This window comes from Leptospira ognonensis (assembly GCF_004770745.1).
Taxonomy (GTDB): Bacteria; Spirochaetota; Leptospiria; order Leptospirales; family Leptospiraceae; genus Leptospira_A; species Leptospira_A ognonensis.
The window spans coordinates 366,780-392,969 of sequence record NZ_RQGD01000022.1 but is presented as its reverse complement, the minus strand read 5'-3'; the positions used below and the strand labels follow the sequence as shown (position 1 = coordinate 392,969).

33 protein-coding genes and 2 tRNA genes are annotated in these 26,190 nt (G+C 38.4%); 21 read left to right on the top strand and 14 right to left on the bottom strand.

All coding sequences use genetic code 11. The features are described 5' to 3' along the window. Positions 1 to 1,311, top strand: a 1,311-nt coding sequence (locus tag EHQ58_RS07820) for a hypothetical protein (protein WP_210412791.1), incomplete at its 5' end; no start/stop codon positions are given. A gap of 60 nt (positions 1,312 to 1,371) precedes the next feature. Here the strand turns inward: EHQ58_RS07820 and EHQ58_RS07815 are convergent. Further along, positions 1,372 to 2,154 carry a hypothetical protein gene (locus tag EHQ58_RS07815; RefSeq protein WP_135623312.1) on the bottom strand — a complete coding sequence of 261 codons (783 nt, stop codon included), beginning with the start codon at positions 2,152 to 2,154 and terminating at the stop codon, positions 1,372 to 1,374. A 317-nt stretch (positions 2,155 to 2,471) separates the two neighbouring features. Here EHQ58_RS07815 and EHQ58_RS07810 point away from each other — a divergent pair, with 317 nt between their 5' ends. The 4 genes from EHQ58_RS07810 to EHQ58_RS07795 all read left to right on the top strand — a co-directional run bounded on the left by EHQ58_RS07810 (position 2,472) and on the right by EHQ58_RS07795 (position 5,362). After that, on the top strand, positions 2,472 to 2,693 hold the full coding sequence (locus EHQ58_RS07810) for a hypothetical protein (RefSeq protein WP_135623311.1): 222 nt from the start codon (positions 2,472 to 2,474) through the stop codon (positions 2,691 to 2,693). Positions 2,694 to 2,794: 101 nt separating this feature from the next. Further along, positions 2,795 to 3,187 carry a DUF2721 domain-containing protein gene (locus EHQ58_RS07805; RefSeq protein ID WP_135623310.1) on the top strand — a complete coding sequence of 131 codons (393 nt, stop codon included), beginning with the start codon at positions 2,795 to 2,797 and terminating at the stop codon, positions 3,185 to 3,187. A 14-nt stretch (positions 3,188 to 3,201) separates the two neighbouring features. Continuing rightward, positions 3,202 to 4,353 carry a hypothetical protein gene (locus tag EHQ58_RS07800; RefSeq protein ID WP_135623309.1) on the top strand — a complete coding sequence of 384 codons (1,152 nt, stop codon included), beginning with the start codon at positions 3,202 to 3,204 and terminating at the stop codon, positions 4,351 to 4,353. Between the two features lies 1 nt (position 4,354). Then, the gene (locus EHQ58_RS07795) at positions 4,355 to 5,362 is read left to right on the top strand and encodes a metal-dependent hydrolase (protein WP_135623308.1); all 1,008 of its coding nucleotides are present in this window, start codon (positions 4,355 to 4,357) and stop codon (positions 5,360 to 5,362) included. 1 nt (position 5,363) lies between these two features. On the opposite strand, the gene EHQ58_RS07790 is transcribed toward EHQ58_RS07795, so the two are convergent. The 3 genes from EHQ58_RS07790 to EHQ58_RS07780 are packed head-to-tail and all read right to left on the bottom strand — an operon-like array spanning position 5,364 to position 7,243. Further along, positions 5,364 to 5,858 (bottom strand): DUF1761 domain-containing protein, encoded by a 495-nt coding sequence (locus EHQ58_RS07790; RefSeq protein ID WP_246047224.1) that lies wholly within the window; start codon positions 5,856 to 5,858, stop codon positions 5,364 to 5,366. Positions 5,859 to 5,896: 38 nt separating this feature from the next. Continuing rightward, entirely contained in the window at positions 5,897 to 6,502 is a 606-nt protein-coding gene (locus EHQ58_RS07785; protein WP_135623306.1) for a LysE family translocator, read from the bottom strand. A gap of 48 nt (positions 6,503 to 6,550) precedes the next feature. Then, a complete protein-coding gene (locus EHQ58_RS07780; RefSeq protein WP_135623305.1) occupies positions 6,551 to 7,243 on the bottom strand; it encodes a nitroreductase in 693 nt (230 codons plus the stop codon). Between the two features lie 128 nt (positions 7,244 to 7,371). Here EHQ58_RS07780 and EHQ58_RS07775 point away from each other — a divergent pair, with 128 nt between their 5' ends. After that, positions 7,372 to 7,947 carry a TetR/AcrR family transcriptional regulator gene (locus tag EHQ58_RS07775; protein ID WP_135623304.1) on the top strand — a complete coding sequence of 192 codons (576 nt, stop codon included), beginning with the start codon at positions 7,372 to 7,374 and terminating at the stop codon, positions 7,945 to 7,947. A 34-nt stretch (positions 7,948 to 7,981) separates the two neighbouring features. Continuing rightward, positions 7,982 to 9,085 (top strand): DNA alkylation repair protein, encoded by a 1,104-nt coding sequence (locus tag EHQ58_RS07770; RefSeq protein ID WP_135623303.1) that lies wholly within the window; start codon positions 7,982 to 7,984, stop codon positions 9,083 to 9,085. Between the two features lie 11 nt (positions 9,086 to 9,096). Here EHQ58_RS07770 and EHQ58_RS07765 read toward each other — a convergent pair. Then, positions 9,097 to 9,167 (bottom strand) — tRNA-Gly (locus EHQ58_RS07765). Between the two features lie 85 nt (positions 9,168 to 9,252). On the opposite strand from EHQ58_RS07765, the gene EHQ58_RS07760 reads away from it, so the two are divergent. Then, complete coding sequence (locus EHQ58_RS07760) at positions 9,253 to 10,764, top strand: carboxypeptidase M32 (RefSeq protein WP_135623302.1); 1,512 nt, start codon at positions 9,253 to 9,255, stop codon at positions 10,762 to 10,764. A 10-nt stretch (positions 10,765 to 10,774) separates the two neighbouring features. Then, positions 10,775 to 11,104 carry a hypothetical protein gene (locus tag EHQ58_RS07755; protein ID WP_135623301.1) on the top strand — a complete coding sequence of 110 codons (330 nt, stop codon included), beginning with the start codon at positions 10,775 to 10,777 and terminating at the stop codon, positions 11,102 to 11,104. Here EHQ58_RS07755 and EHQ58_RS07750 read toward each other — a convergent pair. Further along, positions 11,083 to 11,487 (bottom strand): DUF423 domain-containing protein, encoded by a 405-nt coding sequence (locus EHQ58_RS07750; RefSeq protein ID WP_135623300.1) that lies wholly within the window; start codon positions 11,485 to 11,487, stop codon positions 11,083 to 11,085. The genes EHQ58_RS07755 and EHQ58_RS07750 overlap by 22 nt on opposite strands. 32 nt (positions 11,488 to 11,519) lie before the next feature. Between EHQ58_RS07750 and EHQ58_RS07745 the strand changes: the two genes are divergently transcribed. Continuing rightward, positions 11,520 to 11,843 (top strand): hypothetical protein, encoded by a 324-nt coding sequence (locus EHQ58_RS07745; RefSeq protein WP_425460479.1) that lies wholly within the window; start codon positions 11,520 to 11,522, stop codon positions 11,841 to 11,843. Here the strand turns inward: EHQ58_RS07745 and EHQ58_RS07740 are convergent. After that, positions 11,840 to 12,586 carry a hypothetical protein gene (locus EHQ58_RS07740; RefSeq protein WP_246047223.1) on the bottom strand — a complete coding sequence of 249 codons (747 nt, stop codon included), beginning with the start codon at positions 12,584 to 12,586 and terminating at the stop codon, positions 11,840 to 11,842. The genes EHQ58_RS07745 and EHQ58_RS07740 overlap by 4 nt on opposite strands. Continuing rightward, the gene (locus EHQ58_RS07735) at positions 12,583 to 13,476 is read right to left on the bottom strand and encodes a CPBP family intramembrane glutamic endopeptidase (protein ID WP_135623298.1); all 894 of its coding nucleotides are present in this window, start codon (positions 13,474 to 13,476) and stop codon (positions 12,583 to 12,585) included. Before EHQ58_RS07735 ends, EHQ58_RS07740 begins: the two co-directional genes overlap by 4 nt. 79 nt (positions 13,477 to 13,555) lie before the next feature. Between EHQ58_RS07735 and EHQ58_RS07730 the strand changes: the two genes are divergently transcribed. The 5 genes from EHQ58_RS07730 to EHQ58_RS07710 are packed head-to-tail and all read left to right on the top strand — an operon-like array spanning position 13,556 to position 17,834. Continuing rightward, on the top strand, positions 13,556 to 14,455 hold the full coding sequence (locus tag EHQ58_RS07730) for a LysM peptidoglycan-binding domain-containing M23 family metallopeptidase (RefSeq protein ID WP_135623297.1): 900 nt from the start codon (positions 13,556 to 13,558) through the stop codon (positions 14,453 to 14,455). Positions 14,456 to 14,497: 42 nt separating this feature from the next. Further along, on the top strand, positions 14,498 to 15,673 hold the full coding sequence (locus EHQ58_RS07725) for an acyl-CoA dehydrogenase family protein (protein ID WP_135623296.1): 1,176 nt from the start codon (positions 14,498 to 14,500) through the stop codon (positions 15,671 to 15,673). Further along, positions 15,674 to 16,717: a phosphotransferase family protein gene (locus EHQ58_RS07720; RefSeq protein ID WP_135623295.1), complete on the top strand. Its 1,044-nt coding sequence runs from the start codon at positions 15,674 to 15,676 to the stop codon at positions 16,715 to 16,717. Further along, positions 16,707 to 17,120 carry a DUF6285 domain-containing protein gene (locus EHQ58_RS07715; protein ID WP_135623294.1) on the top strand — a complete coding sequence of 138 codons (414 nt, stop codon included), beginning with the start codon at positions 16,707 to 16,709 and terminating at the stop codon, positions 17,118 to 17,120. The genes EHQ58_RS07720 and EHQ58_RS07715 overlap by 11 nt, the downstream gene beginning before the upstream one ends. Then, positions 17,121 to 17,834, top strand: a complete 714-nt coding sequence (locus EHQ58_RS07710; protein WP_135623293.1) for a histidine phosphatase family protein — start codon at positions 17,121 to 17,123, stop codon at positions 17,832 to 17,834. On the opposite strand, the gene EHQ58_RS07705 is transcribed toward EHQ58_RS07710, so the two are convergent. Genes EHQ58_RS07705 through EHQ58_RS07690 form a run of 4 tightly spaced genes read right to left on the bottom strand, consistent with a single transcriptional unit; the run spans position 17,835 to position 20,301 of the window. Continuing rightward, entirely contained in the window at positions 17,835 to 18,461 is a 627-nt protein-coding gene (locus EHQ58_RS07705; protein WP_135623292.1) for a hypothetical protein, read from the bottom strand. It abuts the gene before it with no gap. Between the two features lie 10 nt (positions 18,462 to 18,471). Next, positions 18,472 to 19,488 carry an aldo/keto reductase gene (locus EHQ58_RS07700; RefSeq protein ID WP_135623291.1) on the bottom strand — a complete coding sequence of 339 codons (1,017 nt, stop codon included), beginning with the start codon at positions 19,486 to 19,488 and terminating at the stop codon, positions 18,472 to 18,474. A gap of 8 nt (positions 19,489 to 19,496) precedes the next feature. Further along, positions 19,497 to 19,790, bottom strand: coding sequence for an acylphosphatase (locus EHQ58_RS07695; RefSeq protein ID WP_167883566.1), 294 nt, complete (start codon positions 19,788 to 19,790; stop codon positions 19,497 to 19,499). Between the two features lie 25 nt (positions 19,791 to 19,815). After that, positions 19,816 to 20,301, bottom strand: a complete 486-nt coding sequence (locus EHQ58_RS07690; RefSeq protein ID WP_135623290.1) for an RNA pyrophosphohydrolase — start codon at positions 20,299 to 20,301, stop codon at positions 19,816 to 19,818. A 101-nt stretch (positions 20,302 to 20,402) separates the two neighbouring features. On the opposite strand from EHQ58_RS07690, the gene sixA reads away from it, so the two are divergent. Both sixA and EHQ58_RS07680 read left to right on the top strand, forming a co-directional pair. After that, positions 20,403 to 20,888 (top strand): phosphohistidine phosphatase SixA, encoded by a 486-nt coding sequence (sixA, locus tag EHQ58_RS07685; RefSeq protein WP_135623289.1) that lies wholly within the window; start codon positions 20,403 to 20,405, stop codon positions 20,886 to 20,888. A 99-nt stretch (positions 20,889 to 20,987) separates the two neighbouring features. Continuing rightward, a tRNA-Pro gene (locus EHQ58_RS07680) sits at positions 20,988 to 21,059 on the top strand. Between the two features lie 85 nt (positions 21,060 to 21,144). Here EHQ58_RS07680 and EHQ58_RS07675 read toward each other — a convergent pair. Continuing rightward, positions 21,145 to 21,432, bottom strand: a complete 288-nt coding sequence (locus EHQ58_RS07675) for an LIMLP_16025 family protein (RefSeq protein WP_135623288.1) — start codon at positions 21,430 to 21,432, stop codon at positions 21,145 to 21,147. 102 nt (positions 21,433 to 21,534) lie between these two features. Here EHQ58_RS07675 and EHQ58_RS07670 point away from each other — a divergent pair, with 102 nt between their 5' ends. Beyond that, positions 21,535 to 22,569 carry an SMP-30/gluconolactonase/LRE family protein gene (locus tag EHQ58_RS07670; protein ID WP_135623287.1) on the top strand — a complete coding sequence of 345 codons (1,035 nt, stop codon included), beginning with the start codon at positions 21,535 to 21,537 and terminating at the stop codon, positions 22,567 to 22,569. Here the strand turns inward: EHQ58_RS07670 and EHQ58_RS07665 are convergent. Then, positions 22,527 to 23,042, bottom strand: coding sequence for a crossover junction endodeoxyribonuclease RuvC (locus tag EHQ58_RS07665; RefSeq protein ID WP_135623286.1), 516 nt, complete (start codon positions 23,040 to 23,042; stop codon positions 22,527 to 22,529). The genes EHQ58_RS07670 and EHQ58_RS07665 overlap by 43 nt on opposite strands. 134 nt (positions 23,043 to 23,176) lie before the next feature. Between EHQ58_RS07665 and EHQ58_RS07660 the strand changes: the two genes are divergently transcribed. From EHQ58_RS07660 to EHQ58_RS07650, 3 genes are all read left to right on the top strand, one after another. Further along, entirely contained in the window at positions 23,177 to 24,853 is a 1,677-nt protein-coding gene (locus tag EHQ58_RS07660; protein WP_135623285.1) for an acyl-CoA dehydrogenase family protein, read from the top strand. A gap of 188 nt (positions 24,854 to 25,041) precedes the next feature. Next, positions 25,042 to 25,698 carry an SH3 domain-containing protein gene (locus EHQ58_RS07655; RefSeq protein ID WP_135623284.1) on the top strand — a complete coding sequence of 219 codons (657 nt, stop codon included), beginning with the start codon at positions 25,042 to 25,044 and terminating at the stop codon, positions 25,696 to 25,698. A 102-nt stretch (positions 25,699 to 25,800) separates the two neighbouring features. Then, entirely contained in the window at positions 25,801 to 26,187 is a 387-nt protein-coding gene (locus EHQ58_RS07650) for a DoxX family protein (RefSeq protein WP_135623283.1), read from the top strand. Positions 26,188 to 26,190 lie beyond the last annotated feature (3 nt).

Sequence of the window (26,190 nt, the reverse complement as noted above, 5' to 3'; positions counted from 1 at the left end):
GAATTTATAATTGGGGACTTTATGATACCTCGAAAATTTGATTGGGGAAAAAATATTGTTAAATCTCGAATTAAATATTTAAGAGAGGCACATCCGAAGGATTCCGAAGATGTTTCCTTCTGGTACGCATTGTCTTTAACTTTTGATGAGAAAAATTTCTATCTTCAATATGGCTTTCCGCATTCCAAAATGGAAAAAATCGAGGAAATCCAATCAAAATTCCAGAGTCTTTTCCTAAGCATAATCAAACCTATTCTCTCATCTAAATGGAATCAACTAGCAGTTACGCTTCAAAAATCAGCATCAAAACATTTAGAATCTCCGTTTTCTCCCTTATTCGATAAGGCGGTATTTCTCGAATATGAAGTTCGAATCAATCAAACGATTCTTACCTGTCATGTGATTGTACCGAAAGCATTTATTGATTTTTTATGGACAGTCGATTTGGATGGGAAAGTCTCTGAAAGTTCGGAACCACTTTTACATTTTATTAATTTGAATCAAAAATGGATTGGGGAAAGATATCCGGAACCGTATCAGGTATACTTTCATACAAATGAGAATCGTAAGTATCCGATTCTACTTTTTGAATTTTTAAGCATCATTTGCCAGGCAGATATCATGCTAACCATCCAAAACTATTTTGTCGCAAATGGAATGAAAACGATCGACTTACAAAAATTATTTTTTTACTATAAATCTGATCCCGTAACTCATGAGAATAAGTTATTCCTTGACGAGGATTTTGATGAAATTTCTATCAAAAAATTATTGCCTCCTGGAATGAAAAACGAGTGGGATCTTTTTCCAGTTCATTGGGAAAATAGAACTGGCTTAATGTCCATTGCTTATCAATTTGATGAATTCATCGCGAAAAACCGCGAGATCATGCAGGAGTTATTCGACGCTTGCAAAAATGGGAAAATTGCATACACTTCTCAAACAAGGTATGTTTTATATTCAGAGTTTGAAAAATTATTATTAGAGGAGACACTTACTGAGCTTAAAAATATCAATATCGCAAACTTAGGATTGTTTCTGAAATTGAAAGAGGTGCCGAAGGCAAATGTACAGCAATTTTTTTATTCTTTCAAGAGTGATGATTTGGGCTTTGTATTTTTGGATTGGGAAAAGGAACTGTCAAAAATTCAATCTTTTGTAAGTAAAAAATTTTACGAAGAGGTATCTGAAGATTTAGCAGCAAAATCTTTAAAACTACAAAAACAAGTTTTGGATTTAAATTCTCTTCTTACAATAAAAAAGAAGTTTGTTTCTGAATTGATTTTATTGACCTCGGAAGAATATGTCTAAGGTGAGTTTGGAATGATTGACTAAGCCAACCATTCCACAGTTAAAACAAACTGATTTCGCTTATCGTGTTCCCTCGTTTTTAATTTCACTATGATTTTTATACAATCCAGTGGAAGTGAGAGAAGACGCTCTTACGTGTCCTGTATATTGGGTGTAAGTAGTGCTTCCGCTTACAATAGAAGATTGGCATTTGTTAAGACCACCAGCTCTGTTATAACCGCATGATGAGTGAAAAGCAACAGCATAGTCATCTTCACCAGGCAATATTGCAGAAGGTCCGAAAGCACCTTTGTAACCTGGCACATGATTGATCGAAATAGAAGCGGTGTTGTTATGATTAAAAGCACCTCGAGCAGTAGCTACGATCAATGATTTATCCATCGCATTCCCGCCAAATCCGAATGTAATGCCGCTAAGAGAAGAAGCAAGTTCGGAGCCACCAGAAGCAGCCGCAAGTGCTGTTACTTTTGTTAGGTTAAAGCCTTTTGAAGAGGCACTTCCGCCTAAGTTTGCTAACCAATATTCGATGGCATAACATCCTGCAGAATGGCATACAATTTTACATGAATTAGTGCCTTTGCAGTAATTTGTGAGTCCGGTAGTTACATTTGTCTGAGCACGCGCCGATCCGTACGTTCTCGGGTCTGTGGTGCCGTCGTAACCGACGAAAATTTTGGAACCAGAGACTGTATTGGCAGAAGTTCCCCAATAACCGTTTACATCGGTGGTTCCGACACCATTGTGATTTTTGTCAGATTTTCCATGGATGAAAACCGTGTAGGTTTGGGCACTGATGCTGGTAGCAAACAGTAGGGAAAGAATGAGCGTAACGATACTTTTCATATGTGTAGAATCCTTTTTCTTTTGAAACAATATACTAAAAAATGTGTCAAATATGTCAATAAAAAAACATAATTGTCAATTAAGTCAAAAGGTGGAATGGAGGCGGAATTTTTACGAATGGGTGGGAGAGGGTATAAAAGTTCAGGAAGGCAAAACCGGTTCTACCTAAAATATTAACTTCTGTTAGATCTATAGGAAGAAGAAAGGAACAAACAATCACTAAAAAATAAGAAGAAAGTATCACCTAACGATGCGAACGAAGATTTTTGAATTGACTCTCTTAAAAAAATCTAAAGTTAATAAATAAACGAGGGTATATGATCTCAAAACTTTTTTCTATGCTATTTATTTTTTTAGCCTTACATTGTGCCTCAACAAAAGAAGGTTCTGAGTCCGATGGAAAACTTATGGAATCCATCATTGAAAAGGCGCAATCAGAAGAGGGACAGAAAGCGATTCAAACAGTAAAGGAACAGGCGACAGACAAAGAAAATCAGGAAAAAGTTAAAGCGCTGATCTCGAAAGATAAGAAAAAGTAAACTCTTTAATCGATTCATATTTATTTGCAAAAAATTCATGTTTATAAATATGAACCTTCAATTTAGAATTCGAAAATTTTTTAAATAGGTCTAATGGCTGTATGGAAAAATTAACCTTTAGTACTCCAGGTATTTTGTTCCCAGCTATCTCCTTACTGATGTTAGCCTATACGAATCGTTTTTTAGGACTCGCATCTGTCTCCCGGCACCTCCTGGAAAAATATAGAGACTCTCGCGATGCAGTCACCTTGAGTCAAATCAAAACATTACGTCATAGAATCTCATTGATACGTGACGCACAAAGTCTTGGTATTTTAAGTCTTATCTTCTGTATGGGTTCCTTAGCATTTATCAGTCTAATCAATTCTATCGCTTGGATTTTATTTGGTAGTTCTATTCTGCTAATGATTACATCTCTACTCTATTCCTTTTGGGAAATCCATCTCTCCATTCGAGCTCTCGATATGGAGATTGAAGATGCTGTCGGAAAATAAACTTTAAAAATTCTTTGATCACTTTTAAAATTTATAATTCAGTATTTGACCTTCCTAAACAGGACTGGAACCAAACTTTAAATAATAAAAATATCTATCTTTCTTTAGAATATTTAGCGGCGTTAGAAGAAACTCTAAATGATACTATATCTTTTCATTACATACTTTTTTATAACAGAGATAAATCACCGGTTGGGGTTGCCATTACTCAAACGTTAAATTTTATCGACAAGGGTTATACCGACAATGAAGAAATTTGTAAAATTAGGAATAAAATAAAACGAAGGTTTGTTTCCGGCAACGGAACAAAGATACTTACTTGTGGGAATCCTTTTGCCTCCGGTGAAAATGGATTTTTTTTTGCAGATCATATTCCTCCAAAACAATACTATAAAGTTTTGAGAAAATCAATAGAGAGCATCAATAAGCTTGAGAAAAATTCTTCGGTAATTTTGTTTAAAGAATTTTGGAAGGATCTATCAACGGATCCTGATTTTTTAAGCAAAGGAAATTATACGAAATTTGAAATCGATGTAAACATGGTCATGCATGTTTCAGAAAAATGGAATTCGAGAAATGACTATTATGATGCCTTGAATACAAAATTTCGTAGCAAGGCTAAGAACGCGTATCATAAATCTCATGACCTTTTGGTGAAACAGTTAAGTGTAGATGATCTAGAGAGTGTAAAAACCGAATTGGATGATTTGTATAAGGCTGTTGTAAAGAAATCAAGTTTTGATTTTGGAACATTAAAAGCAGAATCGTTTATTAAATTAAAAGAGAAATTAATGGACCAGTTTGTGGTAAAAGGATACTTCTATAAAAATAAGTTAGTTGGGTTTAGTTCGGCTTTCTTATTTGATTCTATTCTGGATGCCAATTTTGTGGGAATCGATTATTCCTTAAACCATGAATTGGCGATATACCAGCGAATGTTATACGACTTCGTTGACGATGCCATTTTGAGAAAATGCAAAGAAATTAGATTTGGAAGGACTGCAGAAGAAATAAAAAGTTCTGTCGGTGCTTTGCCAAAAAGTATGATTCTCTATATAAAACATAAAAGTTCTTTTATGAACATTCTTTTAAAGTCGATTATTAGTAAAACCAAGCCAAGTAGTTATGATCTAAGAAAACCGTTCAAATCGGATAAGGGAAATTAAAATGGATTCAATCACACAAATAGTATTGGGTGCAGCAGCTGGAGAAGCAGTATTAGGAAAAAAAGTTGGCAATAAGGCTATGCTTTGGGGAGCCATTGCAGGTACAGTTCCGGATCTAGATGTGCTAGCAAAATTTTTCTTAGATGATGTAAGTATGAATGAATTTCATAGAAGTTTTTCCCATTCTATTTTATTTAGCATTATTTTTGCACCCATACTGGGACGATTGGCCTTTTATTTGCATAAAAAATTAGCAGTTTCGTGGAAAGATTGGAGTTGGCTCATGTTTTGGGCACTCTTCACTCATCCTTTGTTAGATGCGCACACAGCCTTTGGGACGCAGCTATTTTGGCCATTACCGTATAAGATTACTTACAACAATATCTTTATCGTCGATCCTTTGTATACTGTTCCTTTTATGGCTTTTCTAATACTTTCCATGACGAAAAAAAAGGAAGACCCCAGAAGGGCTTACTATAATCATTTGGGCATCATTGTGAGTTGCTCATATATGGTTTTGACGCTTGGATTCAAGGGTATCGCACATTTTCAGTTTCAGCAGGCCTTATCCGGCCAGAAATTAAACTTAGTTCAATTGGAAGTGAAACCAACTCCGCTCAATGCATTACTTTGGTGTGGTTATGTGGAAACATCAGATAATTTTATGTTAGGTTATTATTCTTTGCTCGCTCCAAGTAGACCGATTGAATTTTTTGTCTTTCCAAAAAAACATCTCCTTCTTGGAGATTGGAAGGAAGATCAGCTGATTAAGCGTTTGGTGTATTTGAGTAGAGGTTGGTATAATATAGAAGCTGATGGGAATAAAAAATACTTTTACGATTTACGATTTGGACAAATTGGTTTTAATTCTGATCCGACTTCATTTGTCTTTAAATACGAATTATATTTGGAGAATGGAATCTTAAAAGCAAAACAAGTTCAAAGAAGTTTTGATGGAATAGGCAAAGCATTTCGAGCCCTATTCCATCGCATCCTCTATAATGAATGAATTAAGTGAATTGGCAAATCACGCCGCCCATGAGAGCTAAGGTCAAGGTCCAATAACCAACGTGAATGGCAGTGTATTTCCATTCTCTTCGTTCGAAGAGTGCATTGATTCCAACAATAGGAAGAGCAAGGAAGATTCCACTGAGCGCTCCATGGAAAGCACCATGTTTAAATGTGCGAAAGTTTGTGCCATATTTGGACATAAAGTCTGCGACATAATTAAATAGCACCGAACCTTCTTCCTTTAGACCAGGTTCATTGATTAATATAGAATATATGTGGTTTTGATGAATTACGATTCCTGTCAGTGCCATGGCAAGAAACAGACTGAATACATAACATAACAAAAGAATTATCGGAAAATTTCCTTTTTTTAAGGATTCTTCTGTTAGGCCACTTGTTTTCATCCAGGCGTTGCCAAATGCCTTCGGATGGTAATAGATAAAACCTATCGTCAATGGGATAAGCGCAGTTAGTAAAATCACAATTGGGTTCATGCCCATAGTAGATAAGTCAGAAAAAGATGGTCAATCTTTTATCTAAAGGCATTGATAAACAAGCGGATACTAAAGATAAGCAACGCCATTCCACTGAGGCGCTGGATCAAAAGATGAGAATCAGATTTAAACCATTTACTAATTTGTTTGGCCAGAAATACCTTCGAAACGTCCATACATAAAATGGCAAGCAGCACTCCAGAGAGATACATGCTTTCATCGGTCAATGATCCATATTCAGTTTTCGAATAGACAGTCACCCCGATCCAAACCAAAAACACAAAAGGATTCACAAAATTAACCACAAAACCTTTTGCAAAAAAACCGAGCAGGCTTCCCTGGTATTGATTTCCTGGTTCCGTAAATCCTTGCCCTTTTCCCATTAAGGTTTTTAACCCGAGAATTAACAAAAGTATTGCGCCTAAAAGGCTAAGGATCATCTGAAAAGAACCCGAGACTTGAACAAAGGAACTCGCGAACCGGCATAAGAGTACACAGATCACATCACTAATAAAGATTCCGACGGCAACGTATAATCCAGGTTTGCTTCCGTATCGAATCGAAATACTTATCAATTGGATGAATACTGGTCCGATAAAAACGATCATTCCAAGTCCGAGTAAAAACCCACTGAAAAACGGCATACTTGACTATAAAGAGTAGTGTATACCAAATCAAGAGAAAAGTTATTATTAAGAATACATTTTAATTAAATCATTAAATTCTTCTCTGGGCGCATGGAATTGATTCAAATTTGAGTTATCCTTCGGATAGCCTATACTAATTCCCATTACTACTTTTTCCTCACCTGGTAGCTCCAACACATCTTTAACTACTTCTGGAAAAGCCCCGAGTGCAGCCTGGGCACAAGTACCGAGGCCATGCTCTCTGGCTAATAGAAGTATACTTTGCACATAACAGCCGATATCAATTCCAACAAAAAAATTCAAATCAAAGGTAGTAGTAATAATAATACAAGTTGGTGCTCCGAAGAATCGAAAATTATTTAGCATAAACTCATCCCGTGCAGCTTTGTCTTTACGATCAATTCCAGCGACTCCATATACTTTCATCCCTAAATCAAACATTCGCTTCTTTGCCTTTGCGGGATAATTTTCTAACCATTCCGTTTCTGGTTTCGGTTGTGAGGATTGAGCTGCATTCACAAGACGTGACGAGAGCAGGTCTCTTGTTTTCCCAGAGACGACCTTTATTTGCCATGGTTGGGCATTCTTCCAGCTCGGAGATCTTAAGGATGAGGATAATAACTTATTCAATATCTCAGTTGGGATCGTTTGGTTTTGAAACTCCCTGATGCTATGACGCGTTTGCAATGCCTCTGAGATTGAATCTACTTTTTGATTTATTTTAACGAAATCTTCCATTTTAAGCCTCTAAAACATAATACATACCGACTGGTATGTATGTAAATAATAAAAATACCGACCGGTCTGTCTTTTGTCTTGAATTTTATCAATTTTCGGAGAGAATGAGTGCAAAGGGTTATATCAGAATGTCAGCAAAAATCCCCACCCGGATGCGCATTATTAACATTAGTAAGGAATTATTTTTAAGTCAGGGATATGGCGAAACCGGACTGAATCAAATTGTTTCGGAAGCTGATACGGTCAAAGCAAGTCTCTATCAACATTTTAAATCCAAAGAGGAACTGGGCAATGTCGTATTAAAGGAATATTCTAGAGAAAATCTGATTTTGTTATCAGAATTGATGCAAAAATATCCAAATCCAATCGATTTCGTTAAGGCATGGGTTCGAATTCTTAAAAGAGAAGCGAGAAGGTATCATTTGTATGGATGTCCTATGGCAAATTTTAGATCTCAAATATCAGAGTCTTCTCCTTCCATTTTAGCATCCATACAAGAAATTACGAAAACTACCATCTCGACCTTGGAAGAATATTTGGTACTTGCAAAAACGAAGGGATACATTCGAAATTCTTTAGACGTGAAACAAAATGCTCGATTTCTCTTTTTGAGTTACGAGGGCGCACTTCAGCTATGGCGTCTAACGGGCGATATTAAATCCCTAGATGAGTTTACCGAAGTAGTTAGTAAAATCATTGACTGATGAAGTGTAACCTTACTAGGATTGAATCAAATTTATGGCAGCACTCAAAGAGATATATTCAAAAGAATTTTTAGCTAATCTAATTATAGAATTTTCTAAGGCTTGTCCGAAACTCAATGAAGACCAATTTTATAAGGATATCATTGCTAAACCTTGGAAGCAGTTGGAGCTGAAGCAGAGAATTAGCCGCATATCAGACGTAATACTAAAATACCTTCCGGCTGACTTCGATGATAAAATAAAAATCATTCGAAAATTTATAAATAATTTAAATCAGGATGGCATTGAGGATTTTAATTTCCCCCATATATACTTACCTGAGATCATTCAAAAAAGCGGAATGGATCATTTTGAAGAAAGTATGAAAGCCTTGGAGTTCATTACCATTTTTACAAGTGCAGAATTTGCAATTCGACATTTTTATCTCGTCGAATTTGATTCCACGCTTAAGCAGATGATAAAATGGTCGAAACATCCTCATCCCATGGTCAGAAGACTTGCAAGTGAAGGAAGTCGGCCTTTATTGCCTTGGGGGATTGGAATCCCAAAAATAAAACAAAATCCAGAAGTTCATTTACCTATCCTAGAAAATCTATGGAACGACGAAAATGAAATCGTGAGACGAAGTGTTTCAAACCATCTAAATGATATTTCAAAATTGAAGAGCGATCTTACTTGGAATTTTACAAAAAATAAGCTTGGACATTCGGAAAAAACAGATAAGGACCTACGCCATGCTTTGCGGACCCTTTTAAAAAAAGGAAACAAAAAAGCACTCAGTGCTTTCTCATACCATACAAATTGGATCCCGAAATCTGCCGAAATGAAACTGCACTCTAACAAAGTAAGAGTGGGGGAGAGACTGCATTTTATGATCAGAATTCAAAATGGAAATTCAAAATCCGTAAAGCTGCGCCTTGAATATAAAATTTCTTTTTTACTAGCGAATGGAAAATCATTTAAAAAGGTTTTTCAACTCGGAGAAGTGTTGCTAGAACCGATGGTTATTTTTGAGAAATTAAAATCTCATTCCTTTGTTCCGATTACAACGAGAACTTATTATCCAGGTAAACACAGTGTCTGTTTGGTGATTAACGGAATCGAGTATGATTCGAAGGATTTTATTTTAAACAGTTAAAATGAATTATTTGCGGGCGAAGGGACTCGAACCCTCGCCAGAAGCTTGGAAGGCTGCTGTGCTACCGTTACACCACACCCGCAATTGGTAAATACATAGTTTTAAGACGGGTAACGGGGTCAATGATTTTTGGTTCCAGAAATGATTCGTTTTTTAGAATGGTGATAATGGCACTTCCAAAGGCAATTGAGGTCTATCGACAATTCTATCGGCGCATCAAATCATTTCAGGATATCGCATCACTTCTCCAATGGGATTCGGAAGTGATGATGCCAAAAAATGGTAGGGAATATCGATCTACCCAAATTGCAGACATAACCCAAATGGTCCATGATTGGTCGGTGAGTACAGAATACAAATCATCGATCGCCAATGCCAAAACAGAAATAAATTCTATTTCATCCAATGAAAAGCAGAAATGGGAACGAGAAATTTTTCTGGTCGAAGAAGAACTTGAGAAAGCAGAGAAACTCCCTTCAGATTTCGTTGCTGAGTTATCACAGACCACAAACTTAGCACACGGCGTTTGGGCAGAGGCTAAAAAAAATCAAAAGTTTTCTGACTTTGCGCCTATGCTTGAAAAAATAGTAGAGCTCTCTAAAAAACAAGCCGAGTTAATCGGTTACAAGACAGAGCCATATGATGTATTGTTAGATGGTTATGAAAAGGGAGCGAAAGCATCGGAAATCGATAGCTTGTTTAAGGATTTAAAAAAAGAGTTGGTGCCCATAGTAGAGTCGGCACCGTCTTTCCCTTCGCCCTTTAAAAATCCAGTCGCTATCGAAAAGCAGGAGAAACTCTGTAAAAGACTTCCACCGCTACTCGGTTTGTCATATGACACCTGTCGATTGGATACAAGCCATCATCCCTTCTCAACAACGCTCGGAAAAATGGATAAAAGAATCACCACCCGCTATTCTGAGTCAGATCCATTATCGTCCATATTTGGCGTGTTACATGAAACAGGACATTCATTATACGAATCTGGATTATCTATGATGGAGGAATGGCCAAGCCCTCTCACCGAATTTTGTTCTCTCGGTATACATGAATCACAGAGTAGGCTTTGGGAAAACCAAGTGGGTAGGTCAAGATCCTTTTGGGAGTTTATTTACCCGATAATGTTGTCTGATTTCGAGCTTTCCGAACAGGATCTGCCGTTTAATGATTTATATCGAAGCATCAACTCAACGCAAAGAAGTAAAATTAGAGTAGAGGCCGATCAGATAACGTATAACTTACATATTATATTGCGCTTTGAAATAGAAAGAGATCTGATCAATGGTAAAATAAAAGTTAATGATCTTCCAGGGTTATGGAATGCGAAGGTAAAAGAGTATCTCGGTCTTGATGTAAAAAATGATGCAGAAGGTGTTTTGCAAGATATCCATTGGTCCATGGGTGGATTTGGATATTTTCCAACATATACATTGGGGAATATTTTTTCATCGCAGCTTTTTTCTTCTTTTGAGAAAGCTCATGCAAATTATCGATCCGATTTCAAAACAAATGGGGATTTTTCTGCCCTCCTAAATTGGCTTAGGGAGGAAGTTCACTCAAAAGGAAGGACATTAGATGTGAACCAATTAATACAATCCGCAACCTTAGAAGAGCCAAATTCCAAGTATTTAATTTCTTATTTAAAAAAGAAAGCCCAAGAAGTAAGCAACATCAAATAAGGGGTAGCATATGTCAGGTGGAGAGCAAACATTAGAGAAAGTAGAACAATTATCATATTTTGATAATAGAGCTTTGTATTATTTGTGTAATGAAACACCGCCCAAAACACTTGCTCTTGCATTTTTGAAATTAAATGAAAAGATTAGCGGATCGATGCTTGGAGTTTTGGATGTGAATAGGAGAAAATTTGTTCATGAGCTTATGGCCATCCAAAAGGAGGCGAGTGAAGAAGAGAAAGTTGCCGCCGCAACAGGTCTGCTTCTCATTGCTGATGGGCTGATTTCGAGAAATTTAATTCAAAAAAAAGGTCAATTTTATTATGGTTCTTCGAAAGATTGAAACGTACCCAATCCTAAGAATATCCAACCTAACAAAAAGCTCGCGCCGCCAAACGGTGTGATCGCGCCAAATATTTTAATGCCCGAAATGGCCAATGTGTATAAACTGAACGAAAAAAGTAAAATTCCAATGATAAATGCAAAATAGGATAATTTTAGATACCGATTCATACCCTTTTGAATCGCAAGTATAACAACTAGAAGGCTAACAATTGTGTGATAAAAATGATACCTATTTCCTGTTTCAAAAATAGGCATTCTTTCCGGTCCAACAATTCCCTTCAGAGCGTGAGCACCAAAAGCACCAATTGCAACAGCAAGAAATCCAAATATGGCGGAAGTGAGCAAATAATTGGAATAGGATTGGTTCTTGACAGGATTCATAAATCACCTTTCTTTTTACTATGAGCGAAGAACTGGCAGGGAATAAATCAAAATTTATTAGAGTTTGGAAACAAATAGATGGAGAGGAAATTAAAAAACAACTTCTCTACATAGATGATTTATACGGCACTTGCGGAAATTGTAAGAAACTTGGATTAAATTACATTAAAGATAAAAAATGTCCCGAATGTGGTACACATTTTAAATACCTGGCAACCAAAATCACGAACCCTGCAGAAGTAGGAAAAATCCTCGCCCGTATTCAAAAAGAAAATTTAGATCTAACTCTGATTGAAAGAGAAGACTACGAAAGAGCAAACGCTCGTGATGCGGTGAAAGATCTGTTTAAATCTTAAAATCGAAAAGACCAGGAAAATTGTGCTGTTTTATTATGAGCAGCCGTGTCTTCCCAAGCATCAAATGCTCGGATCCCCCGAGATACTGCTAGCGCTGCAAAGATACCAACCGCATTTGGACTTTCCCAAACATTGCCGGCTCCTTTAACGTTAGCTAAATTGTCCCAAATGTTTTTTTTCGGAAGATTTTGTTCTGCATAGTAATATGTTCCACCCACAAGTATTAAGTCCGTGAGAAAATAAATTGCCATGCTCAAAATAGTATCACGGCCTGAATAAAGAGGAGAGTTCCAGGAATTATATCCGACAGATGCAATGGGTGAAATTAAATTTAAACCCTGCGTGACAAAATGATATTTTTCTGTTATGGGAACAGCCGCAACATGAGGCGCTTTGCGCAAAATCTCCTGTTCAAATATTTGTTTCCACATTTTTTCTTGTCCGATTCGAGGTGATTCGATGCGCAAAATGGAATCTGGGGAAGTTTTACTAACTTTTCCAATGTAAATATTGAAATCATAAGGGTTTGTCCATTGATTGCGGTAACGATAAACGAATCCTCTCGTCTTATCATCGCTATAGTAATCAGGATCCAGTTTATTAAGCAGAGCAGTAAGCTTTAAATTCAAATCTTCGGGAGACCCAAGAACTTCAATCGTTTCACCAGCAAATAGATTGGAATGAAAAAGGAACAATAATAATATTAGATAAGATGGGACTACTTTCAAAACATTAAGGTTCACAGACTTTCTCCACCCGCATACGCAACAAGTAATCCTAGAGAGTTGTATGTCGCATGACAAGCAATCGAAACCCAAATATTTTTATTTTTAATGTATAAATATCCGAAAAACATACCAACAATCGAAATCATAAATGGAACCGCAATGGTCGTTCCGATACCAAAATGCAAGTATCCGAAAATGATCGAAATGATCATAAGTCCTTCATTTGCTAAATCTTTATCGATAAAGATTTTTAATAAAAATCCACGAAAGAATAATTCTTCTATAATCCCTGTTATAATTCCAACACTATAGATAGACCAGGCAAGGAGGACTCCATTACCTTGAAGTTCCTTAAAAAGTTTGGCTGGAAAGAGTCCTGGATTGGCATCGATATTTAAGAGTTTTAAGATAACACCGAATAAAATGACAATGAAGAAGATTGTAAATCCATTCATGATTCCATTCAGAAGGATCGGTATCGACAGTTCATCGCTCATATCGGTTAAGTTAAGTTTTAATAATTTTTTCAAGATCAAATAGCCGAGTCCGATAAAGGAAACAAACCAAATCAGGGATTGAAAAAATAAAAGATAAGGCTTATCCTTGAGCATAATGTCATAAAAGTTTTCGAATACTTTTTCTGAGTTTTCCTTTAGCTCTGCTTGAAGGTCTTTTTCCAGAAGTTCTATCGCACTTCGTACCTTATTATAAGACTCGGTAAAGGATACACTGGGATTTGAGGCATCTTCGGATAACCCCTCCGTCAATTCTGGAGGCAGTCGGTCGTTTAGTACAACTGTGTAGACAAATTGATGGTAGAGGACCGAAAATACGAGATTTGCGATTAAAATGATACCTAACGAAAAAGTCGTCAGTTTAAAAATCTCAAAAAAACGAGATGGCATGTCCTTCCCATGGTCTCTTTTGGGGGAATATCGTCATCGTTTTTTTAATTGGTACCGACAATGAAAAAGTAGGCTCGCATTGAAACGACGCATTCTAATCCAATATCTTCTTTTCGCTTATTTCATCCCATCAGACAGGATTTTCGCAAATCCTAGCACTTTGGCGAATCTTGATTATTCCAATCCGATACTAAAAAGCCTAAGATCTGACGTAAAAGAAAATTTACGACTTTCTCGATCTAAACAAAGCGATGATAAATTGATCCCACTTCGTTACTTCCAATACACAGTGAAAAAGGATGATTCATTTTTCAAGATCATGGCGAGAACGGGAATGGACTTAGAAACTCTTTCCTCTGTCAATGAACTTAGCTCCCCGCATGATTTAGTAGAAGGAATGGTTCTAGAGATTCCAAATATGCGAGGCGTTTTTCATCCGGAGACTTCCGAAAATAGCCTAAAAAATAAACAATTATTAGCTGATAAGTACCGTCTTCCGAATGATAAATTGCAATATGATTCGGCAAGAGAGAAATGGTTCATCCCTGGGGTAGTTATGGGCAAAGTTGAGAAATCATTTTTCTATGGTTTTGGGTTTACTACTCCATTAAAGACAGTGCTAATGAGCTCGGCTTATGGAAATAGAATAGATCCGTTTACGAAAAAAACTACATTTCATGGCGGGATCGATCTGGCCGCCAAACACGGATCATCCGTACATGCATCACAAGATGGTATCGTTGAATTTGCGAGTACGAGCGGAGGATATGGAAAGTTAATCATCATAAAACATGCAATGGGTTATGAAACAAGGTATGGACATCTAGATACATTTCTCGTAAAATCTGGCGAACGGATAAAAAAAGGAGAAAAAATTGGAGAAGTGGGCATGACAGGTAGAACGACCGGTCCACATTTGCATTTCGAAGTTAGAAGAAATTCGAAACGCCAAAAACCATTTTTTCAGTCACATTTATAAAAAAGTTTTCCCAAACTAAATCTCTTTCCTTATCATTGGTTCATGGACTTTGAAATACCAGAATCAGTTGAATCGATCAGAAAGGACATTCGAGAGTTTATCTCAAAAGAAATCATTCCTCTCGAAAAATTTTATAATTATGAATTGGGCAGAATGCCTGAAGATGTGAACCAAAAAGCGCGCGTTAAAGTGAAGGCTGCTGGTTTTTGGACACCACACTTATCTAAATCAGAAGGTGGCCTTGGTCTTGATCAATTGGGCACTTGTATTATTTTTTCAGAAATCGGTCGCTCACCCATTGCACCTTATATGTTCAACTGCGATGCTCCTGATGAAGGAAATATGCATTTACTTGCACTCGCTGCTACTGAAAAACAAAAAGAACTGATACTACATCCGCTTTGCAGAGGCGAAATAAGAACGGGTTTTGCGATGACGGAGCCTTCACCAGGTGCAGGTTCAGACCCCACATCCTTGCAAACCAATGCAGAAAAAGTAGGAGATAAATACATTCTAAACGGTCGCAAATGGTACTGCACGGGCGCAAATGGAGCTAAGTACCTCATTGTGATGGCAAAGGTAAATGGAAGCTTTCGCAAAACAACAATGTTTCTTGTTCCTACAGAAGCGAAAGGTTATACGATGGTTCGTGAAATCGAACTTATGGGATCACACGGACCAGGTGGACACTGTGAACTTAATTTTGAAAATGTGGAAGTTCCCGAAGATATGGTTTTAGGAAGAGTTGCCGAAGGGTTTAGATTGTCACAGGAAAGATTAGGACCCGCCAGGTTAACTCATTGTATGCGATGGACTGGCATGGCGCGAAGGGCTTTGTCAATTGCGAGAGAATATGCAAAGGAAAGACAAGTGTTTTCAGCAAAAATTGCCGAACACCAAGGGATCCAATGGATGTTTGCTGAATGTGCGACTGCCATAGAGATGGGATTTTTATTAACATTAAAAGCTGGTTGGCTATTGCAAAACGGAAAAGATGCAAGGCAAGAAACCTCTATGGCAAAATGGAAAGTCAGTGAAGCTTTGTGTAACACCATTGATACCGCGATACAAATCTGTGGTGGCAAAGGTTATTCGCGAGATTTACCATTAGAATTATTTTACCGTGATGCACGAGCCGCACGAATCGCCGATGGTCCATCAGAAGTTCACAAAATGGTCATTGGAAGAAACTATCTTTCTCAAAAATGGGACATCTAAATGGATTTGAAAGAGTTAACCCCTAAACTTGAAAATCATTTGAGTTTACGCTGGGATTCGCCGGTATCCATTCAAGAAATTCATCATTTGAGTGGCGGTGCTTGCCAAGATAATTTCTCCATCAAAATGAAGTTAGATGAGAATGGAATGTCTTCAGAAAGAAATATTGTTTTACGCACCGATAAAGGAGCTTCTCTATTATCTTCACTATCGAAACGAGATGAATTTAAGGTAGCAGAGTTGGCATTTAGAGCAGGAGTTAAAACTCCCGAACCGATTCTTTTAGAAGAAAATGATTCTATTTTAGGGAGTCCATTTTACTTAATGGAAAAAATTTCAGGAAGGGCAACAGGAAGATATATTGTTAAAGATTCTGAACTAAATAATTATAGAAAAAATGGAATGGTGTCCGATCTCGCAAAGAATCTTGCTTTGTTACACACAGTTTCACAAGAATCAGTGAATGATTCCCTCTTAAAAGAGAAACTAAAAATCACGACAACATCAAGTTATGCGCTACAATGTATTAAAGATTTGGAAAAAACTTTGGACGAACTTCCAGAACCTCACCCTGCTATAGAAATGTCTCTCAACTGGCTTGCGAAAAACAAACCTGAAGTAGATGCTATTGTTCTCGTACATGGAGATTTTCGAACAGGAAATTTTATGATAACAAAGGATGGATTGCAAGGTATCCTTGACTATGAATTCGCGCACTGGGGTGATCGACATGAAGATATAGCTTGGTTGTGCATGAGAGACTGGCGTTTTGGAAAGTTAAATAAAGAAGTTGGTGGTTTTGGCGATCGCCCAGATTTTTATAAGGCATATGAAGACGTTTCAAAGATCAAAGTGGATTTCAAAAAAGTAACATACTGGGAAATTATGGGTAACATCCGTTGGGCGATTGGATCGGCGCAGCAGGCAGAAAGGCATCTATCAGGAAAAGATAAAGGCATTGAGCTTGCGGCAATTGGAAGGCGAACCGCAGAGATGGAATGGGAAGCAATGCGTCTCATAGAGGAAATGGAAAATGCAGTATAGACCAGAGTCGAAAGACATCTTACAAGCAATTCAAGATTTGCTTATGAAAGATATTTTGCCAAAAATGGAAGGTGATGATCTTTTATCCTACAAGACATTGGTAAGTTGGAATATGCTTGGAGTTTTGATACGTGAAGGGGAGAAAGAAGAGGAAAATCTTATGGAAGATTTTAAATCTTTCCTTAAAATTCCGTCCATCCAAAACCACATCACTTGTAAAGAGGAGGTTTTCCAATCTCTTTCAAAAAAAGAAAAATTCAAATTACTTCAAGATCTGAACCAAGAGTTAGCTCAGGGCCTTCGAATTTCTAAGAATTCTGACATTCATTCCGCAGAATGGAATCACATCAAATCGACTCTGAAAAATAATCTCGCGATTTCAAATCCTAGGTTTACCGTATAAATGTCTTACTTATATTTAGTCAGACATGGACAGGCAGATCGATTAGGAAAAGATTATGACAAACTAACAAAAATTGGTTGGAAACAAGCAAATGCTCTTGGCGAATACTTTCTCTCTCAGCGAATTGAGTTTGATTCTGTTTTGACCGGAACTCTAAATCGTCAAAAAGAAACGGCAATGGGAATCCTAGAAGCGTTTCGAAACGAAAAGTTTTGCATTCCTGATCCCATAGAATCAGAACTTTGGAATGAGTTTGATCCGCGCCTTTGGTTAGGTTTGGCGGCCAAAATTAGGCATGTTGATGACCACTTTTCGAATACCTATGAAAATTATAAGAATGCTTGGGAAGAGGGCAGTGAAAAAACTCGGGACTATTTTCAAATTCTCATTCAAAAAGTACTGCAAGATTGGGTGGAAGGAGTCTGGGACCCGGTAGAACCATATTCCTTCACAGAGTATGTGCTTAGAATCCAAACCGCATTGGATTCAATTCCAAATGATCTTAAGAGCACTCTAGTTGTCTCCTCGAGTACTCCTATAGCAATCGTTATGGGTCTTTCCTGTGGTTTAAAACCAAAAGAGTTTCCAGTTTTTATGAAATACATTTTGAACTCTTCACTGAGTATTTTTAAAAAGGAAGGTTATCTTTGGGAACCTGTCTCGTTTAATACTACAGGACACATAACAAATCCAGATGAACGAACGCTTGTATAACTATTGACCAATGGACTGGATGAATTTGGCTCTTGATTTTGCTTTTTGACCCCATCCATTGCGCGGAAAGTTTTTATATAGATGTTCGAAGGCGGCTTTTTCTTGTTCGACGGTTTTCGAAAAGTTGACTGTAATCTCCGGCTCGCCTTGAAATTTGAAATTAACTTTAATATTAAAAGTGCCCATAAAAACCACACTGCCTGGCTCTAAATTCAACCGAGTGGCTTCTATGGCTTTTTTATCAAAATCAATGTCAATTTTATCTGGCTGTTTGGTGGATCCTGATGCGGTATCTGATCCGCCACGGTTTAGTAAATGAACAGCATCATAGATTTCATATTGTCCATCTTTTAGATTTTGAAAATAGTAATAATGTTCAGAATTTTCGGAATATTCATAGGTAGAATCTCCTTTTCGAAGGGTTACTTTTTGTAGTCTTGGGTCGACAAATTCATCTAACAAGAGTTCATCCTTTACAAGGTTAACTTGCAAAATGATAAGTGAACTTGATTCGTTTTTTGGCCCAAACGAGGAACACTCGGGCAAAAGGAGCGATACCAGGAATAGGATTAGAGCCTTTCGCAGCAGAGAGTTGATTACATTCTGAATTTTCAAATTTCGATTCATCGCTTTTATTTTATCCCATCGGGTATTGAATTTTTTTCGATACCCGATTGATTTTATCTAATATATCTTCACTGAGTACGACGTCGCTTGCTTTTAATGATTCTTCCAGTTGAGCGACGGTATTGGCGCCGATGATGGTCGAGGCAACAAAATCATGTTGTTTGCTCCAGGCAACAGACATTACAGTTACACTCATCCCCGCCTCCTTGGCAATTTTTGTGAGCTCTTCTGTAGATGCTAGAGTTTGGTCGTTTAAGAAACGATTGGACATTTTTTTTTGTCTTTCTCCTTCTTTCATATATGAGACAAACCTTGCACCTTCTGGAGGTGTAGGTCCATTATACTTACCAGTTAACACTCCACCTGCGAGTGGAGAATAAGGAAGTAGGGAAACGCCTTCCTTCCTGCAGACTTGTGCAAGTTCATCTTCAAAGCGACGGTTTAAGATACTAAAATTATTTTGAATGGATTCATGTCGAATGAGGTTGTATTTATCACTGATCCAAAGGCTTTTCATAAGTCCGAAAGAGGTTTCATTGGAACAACCCGCATACCGAATTTTACCCTCATCTTTTAATTCTGTGAGAGCTTCCATGGTTTCATCATAAGCGAAATCATGATCAGGCCAGTGAGTCTGATATAAATCTATGGTTTCAATACCCAGTCGTCTTAAAGATCCTTCGACTGCTTTTCGAATATGGTATCGATCCAAGGATGTTTTTCCTTCTCGGATCGGTGGGCTAAACCATCCGTGTCCTGGGCCAGCAACTTTTGTAGCTATGAGGATGCCGTCTCTCGGTTTCGTTTGTAACCATTTCCCAAATATTTCTTCAGTTCTATGAACCCATGATTTTTTGGGCGGTACGGGATAGATTTCTGCTGTATCATAAAAATCGATACCGGCATCATAGGCTCGGTCTAAAATTCGAAAAGCTTCACTCTCATCGCATGAGGAACCAAAAGTCATGGTTCCCATACAAATTTCAGAAACGACCATTCCTGTTTTACCCAGTCTTCTTTTTTTCATAACAGTGATTACCTTTTGATTGAAAATGTGCGAAATTGGCTTTTTGGATCACCCCATTCGATGGCGTGGTCTGTTACTTTTGCTTTTGTGGGCCCTCTTTGCATGGCGCGGTATAAATCTTCTATGAAAAGTTTATCTCCTTCGACAACGGCTTCCACTTCTCCATTTGGCAGATTTTGGGTATACCCTTTCAATCTCATTTCCTGGGCTCTTTGCATAATATAGTATCTAAATCCCACACCTTGAACCGATCCCCTAACAACGATTCTAGCTTTGCTTTCTTCTGATTTACCCAAGTTCATTTACCCCTACTGTAAAATGATGTGATTATTTTTGTTTCTCGGCAATGTAATTTTCAATCCATTGGGAGAAAAGTGGTATAAACTGTTCATAGACTTTCTTTTTAAAATCTACGACAGCATCAATAGTTTCCGAAAGTTTCATGTACCTGACAGAAAGAAATTCGATTTCATGGTGCTCTAAGTCGCAATCCGTAATGGCTCCATCCCAAAAATAGAGGATCCATCTTTGCATTTGTCCGCGGTATTTCTGCAGGCTTTTATTTAAATGGAGGTTGTTTGGAAAATCGTAAGGAATCCAGTCCGGGTATTCACCAACGTAAATGGCATCTTTGATACCTAACTCTTCAAAGAGCTCTCGTTTGGCGGCGTCAATATAATCTTCGTTCTCGTCGATTCCGCCCTGCGGGAATTGCCAAGATCCAGGAAAGTGTACACGCTCTCCAACGATCACATCTCCCTTCGCATTGAATACTACCATCCCAACATTTTTTCGGTAGGGTTTATCGGTCATAAATTAGACTTTTCCGCTACATAAGAAAATCGCAAGAATTAACCTAAATTTTTCTTTCAGGACCTGAGGCGCTTCTCAGACTTGGATCGGGAGATCTTATCATGAAGGTCATTTTGGTTCGGCATGGCGAAGCGGAAGATCCAGCATTGGCGAAATCGGATCAGTCACGAACTCTGACTGAAAAAGGTGTTCGCGATATTCATAAAATCGGAAAATTCATCCATAACTCTCCACTTAAAGTGAGTCAGGTTTTCTATAGCCCGTATACTAGAACACGACGGACTGCGGAAATCTTATCTGAGGAAATTGAATTTAGTGGTCAGCCGATTTCTCAGCTTGAACTCGCCGCCGGAGCAAAGTGTTCTGATTTTTTATGTTGTTTGGAATCTTTAAAAAACTCCGATACTGTTTTGTTAGTTGGACATAACCCAGATATAACCATTTTTGCAGCCCAACTTCTTGGAAATACATCAGCCGCAGAGAATCTTATCTTTTTACCTGGCTCTACCATTGCGATCAATGTGGCGCGCGAGCGTTTCGCGAATGGCCAAATCATCTGGGCCTTGTCGCCAGATATGTTAGGTTAAGACGGCGTGATAAAAGTAGAGTGTACATTGTGAATGCAATATTCCCAGAAAGGCTTGCCATCAGAACATCCTCTGTAGAACTGTCTTACTGTATTTTCACGGGGTGTAGCGCAGCGGTAGCGCACTTGTCTGGGGGGCAAGGGGTCGCCAGTTCAAATCTGGTCACTCCGAGAGTAAGAAGAAAAAACTGGTAGGCAGTCTCAGGAACTACCCACCAGAGAAAAAATCAGGATGTGAGATGAATCCGTAAAGAGGGTTACTTTCCCTCTTTTTTTTGCTCTTTTTCTTTATTAAAGTAATTTACGACGTTATCTTTTAGCTCATCGAACCGAACGATTCCCCAAGCCACGCCCATTTTTACTTTTAAGGCACCGTCACTGGTGTCTTTTTCGCCTTGTTCCGAGAGTTTTTTGAAGTTTACTTCAAATTCACTCTTCTTTTCGTTCAGGTCAACGACCAGTTTTTCCCAAACTTCTTTGGAGGTTTTCACTGCACCGATGCCCGCATTCACGATTTCTTGTAATTTGTTTTCCACTTTGCTCATAGGAGAGTACTCCTTCTCTCTCCATTATTTTGCAGTGCACAAAAACAACAAGGAGAATTTATTTTTCTGGAGAGAAAGAGTAAAGAGTTTGGATTGTAGCCTATGCACCCAAAAAACCTACTTTTAGCGGTTCTCGCTACCCTTCTCCTCGTTTCCTGCGGATCTCCCCTAGAGAAAAAAGACCTCAAAACCTGTACCAAGATATCTGGTGTTCCTGGACCTGAGGATCTTGACCTGATTGAAATCGATAAAAAACCAACCTTGCTCATCTCCGTACATAACAGACGCAATATGGAGTCTATCGGTTGGATCTCTACATTGGATTTAAACATGCCTGTTGCGGATCAGAAACCAATTCCCATCCAAACGAAATACCCAGAAAATTTTAGACCGCATGGTATCAGTTTTGCGAAAGTCAACGGTAAGGATACTTTGGCAGTCATTTCACATACCCTAACTTCGGATAAACCACATACGATCGAGATTTTCGAACGAATAGGTTCAAATCAATGGACTCACACCAAAACTCTATCGGATCCATTATTAACAGGACCGAACGATATTTTTATGAATTCGAAAGGGGAAATCTTTGCTTCGAATGACAGAGGACCTGAAAACAAATTCATGCAGTATGTAAATATGATTTTCAAAAATGGTACGGCAGACATCGCCTACTACGATGGTAATAAGTTTGCGAACCTAAACCAAAAAGTTGTTTTGGGCAATGGTATTTTTTTAAGAGAAGAGAATGGAGATGAAATTCTGTACCGTTCGGTTTTCTCTGAAGCGGCGATTTCAGTATTCAAAATCATTAGAGAAAATGGAAACTTAAGTTTAGAATTTCGAAAGAAAATTGATTTAGGAAGTGGGCCAGATAACATCATGCCAGATGCAGAGGGCAATCTTTGGGTGGCCGCACATCCATCCACACTCAAGTTTTTAAAACATGCCTCAAGTAACCAAAATTTGGCGCCTAGTCAAGTTTATAAAATAGATGCTAAGACAAATGCCGTTGAACTTATTTATTCGAATGAGGGAAGTGAAATACCTGCTGCTAGTACGGGACTCGTGAGTGGGGATCGGATATATATCTCTCAGGTTTTTGAAGATTTTCTTTTGACTTGCTCAAAACCTTGAACGAGTGATTTACCCACGAATGCTGCGGCGATGGCATCCCAAGAATCGTCGTGGCCTTTCAGATCCTTGAATCCGAGGATCAACTTAATTGCTTGTCGCACTTCCTTTTTTGTCGCACTTCCATTTGCTGAAATACCTTTTTTGATTTGAGTGGCAGTCGGTTGGACAGCTGGAATCTTTTTTTCACCTAGACTGAGTAAGATGACACCTCTCGATTCTGAAACTCGCATTCCCGTCGTCACGTTTTTCAAAAAGAATAGTTCTTCGACCGAGCCAAAATTTGGTTGGTACTCAGTAAGGATCGAATCGAGCTCATTTTTGATTTGTAAAAGGTTGTCGGGGGAGGGTGTTTTGGGCAAAACTTCAATGGTTCCATAAGTAAGTAGCTCAGGCCGAGAGCGATTTGCCTCAGGAAAAGATAAAACTGCGTATCCGACACGGTGGGAGCCGGGGTCAATCCCTATGATTCTCATGAAAATTCCATTTCTCCTCTGAACTCTACTCTCCCATCGGCCAAAACGTCAATCTTAGTTGTCTAAAATGAAAATGACAGGGTACTTTCCATCCGTATTGTGGAAGAAAACATTCCCGCAGGACCGAAAACAACATGACCGCAACTGCAGTTAAACTCGAAAAATCATTAGCGCAAAAGGCTTTATCCGCCCAAGCATCCCTCCTTGGTGAAGTCACAAAACGTCTGGCCCAGAAAAATTCTGAAAATGGAAAAGTCTCTGTCAGCAAAATGGATAAAACCCAACACGTTTTCTACCAACTAGCATGGCTGACTGCCCAACAACGCGTGGCTGAAAATTTTATAGAATATGCTTGGAATGATGCCAAGGGAACGAGTGATCTAGAAAAGAAAATGGCTTTTTCTTTTGCTGGCGAAACCATCACCAACATTCGTTCTGAACTAGCAGCAAGACCTGCAGAATATGAACTCACCTATGCAGAAATTTTTTCAAAACTGTTCAATGATGAAATCAACGGTTATGTAGAATCTGCTGCCAAAATTGAAAACTATACAGAAATTACAGATAAGATTGTAGACCTAGGCCACTTTGGTGCCTATGGACTTTCTGAAGACCATGAAAATTTTCGCCAAATCTTCAAAGACTTTGCTGAAAACGTAGTCGTTCCGCAAGCAGAACATGTTCACAGACATGATGATTTGATCCCTATGGAAATCATTAATGGCTTAAAAGACATGGGTTGTTTTGGTCTGTGCATTCCAGAAAAATTTGGCGGCATCCAACCAGATGATCGTCCCGACAACATATCTATGTTAGTTGTGACAGAAGAGCTCTCTCGCGGTTCACTCGGTGCAGCAGGTTCACTCATCACAAGGCCAGAAATTATGGCTAAAGCGCTTCTCAAAGGTGGAACCGAAGAACAAAAAAACAAATGGTTACCACAACTCGCTGCAGGTGAGAAAATGGCAGGGATTATGGTAACAGAACCTAACTATGGTTCGGATGTTGCTGGAATTTCTGTGACCGCCAAAGAAGTGGAAGGTGGATTTGTAATCAATGGAGTAAAAACTTGGTGTACATTTGCAGGGTATGCTAACTTACTTCTCATACTTTGCCGAACCGAATCTGATCCAAGTTTAAAACATAGAGGTCTTTCGATTCTGCTTGCCGAAAAGCCTTCTTTCACGGGTCACGAATTCAATTTCAAACAAGAAGGTGGCGGTGTGATCCAAGGGAAAGCGATTGCTACTATCGGATATCGCGGTATGCATTCGTATGAAGTGTCTTTTGAGGACTATTTTGTTCCAAAAGAAAACTTACTCGGCGGTGACGCGGGTCGTGGAAAAGGTTTCTATTACCAAATGGAAGGTTTTGCTGGTGGAAGGATTCAAACAGCAGCCCGTGCCAATGGTGTCATGCAAGCAGCGCTGGAAGCGGCTCTTCGCTATGCACAAGAGAGAAAGGTTTTCTCAAAACCAATCTATGACTATACACTTACGAAATTCAAAATTGCGAAGATGGCCATGATCACACAAGCGACTCGCCAGTACACAAATTATGTGGCGACACTTCTCGATGACCACAAAGGCCAAATGGAAGCTACCCTTGTTAAGCTATACGCTTCAAAAATTGCAGAATGGGTCACTCGTGAAGCCATGCAAATCCATGGTGGTATGGGCTACGCAGAAGAGTATCCAGTCTCAAGATACTTTGTGGATGCTCGTGTATTCTCTATTTTTGAAGGTGCAGAGGAAGTAATGGCTCTAAGAGTGGTCGCGAAAGATTTATTAGACCAGGCACTGTCTGCCTAGTATCCTCTAAAGATTTCGTTTCAGGAAAAGCCCGGTCCATTTTGATCGGGCTTTTTGATTTAAGCTTCGATCAAAGTTTGGAGGATTGGTTTTTTCATCTTCATCACTTCCGCCATGACTCGAACGGCTCTCTCTTGGCTCGACAAGAGTGAAGGCAAAATACTCGGAACAATCTGCCTAGAGAAGCATTGAACTATCCATCACTTTCGGAGTCCGCCATGCGCCTTACTTTGTATCTTCTTCTCACTCTCAGTTTTGCCTTAACGGCAGCGGATTTAAAAAAAAATCAGCTCTCTTTTATTGGTGAGGATCATATCAATCTTCGAGAAAAACCAGATGTAAATTCTAACAAAGTCACCACTCTCAATCAGTTTGCAAAAGTGAAAATATTGGAGATAAATCCAAAAATTGTAACTATCAAAAAATGGAAAGGTAGATGGATCAAAGTACAGTCAGAGGATAAAACTGGTTTTGTTTTGGACTGCTTCTTAATGAAAAATCATGAATCCATTTCAGAAATTGCCGTTAGAGAATCGTATTGGGAAATCGGCTCCGGGACCTACCAAATTGGAAAGATGAGTCCAGATGGTGAGATCGATACGCAAGGCGTACTTAGTTTTTCCAAAGATTCCACGGAGAAAGTCTTATGGGGAACTGGTGAAGGAGAAAAATCTTGTTTTTATCAGCATATCTTCTCTGCAGGGAATAAAATTCTAATTCTTTGTGATAAATACAAAGAAGAGCCGGATCATAATGAGGATGGGGATAGGACGAATGTTCTTGTTTTACTTGAGAAAATCAATCAATCTTCCTTAAAAATTATTAATTTCGGATTTGACCTTTAAGTGCTTGTTAGTATATCGCAAAAGGCTAATGGTTTTTTTCATCGAAATGAAGAAATTATAACTTTTTGGATGACAACGCATCGTAAGGAGGTATAAAAAAGTATGAAAAAGTATTTCGTATATGGTATGAGTGCCTTCTATACTTTGGCTGGGATCAATCATTTCATTTCTCCCGAGTTTTATTTAGAAATGATGCCGGACTACCTTCCCTTCCATCAATTTCTAAATATAACAAGTGGTTTTACGGAAGTACTGTTGGGTTTGCTCCTTCTGGATAATCATTTACGTAAGACTGCCTGCTACGGTATCATACTTTTGCTTATCGCTGTATTTCCTGCGAATATTCATATGTTGCAAGAAGCCATAGAGGGAACTGATACTCGTTATCCGATCATTGCATTATGGGCACGCCTCCCGATTCAATTTGTGTTTATCTATTGGGCTTGGGCCGTAAAAGATTATCGATCAAACTCTGCGACTGATAAATAATCA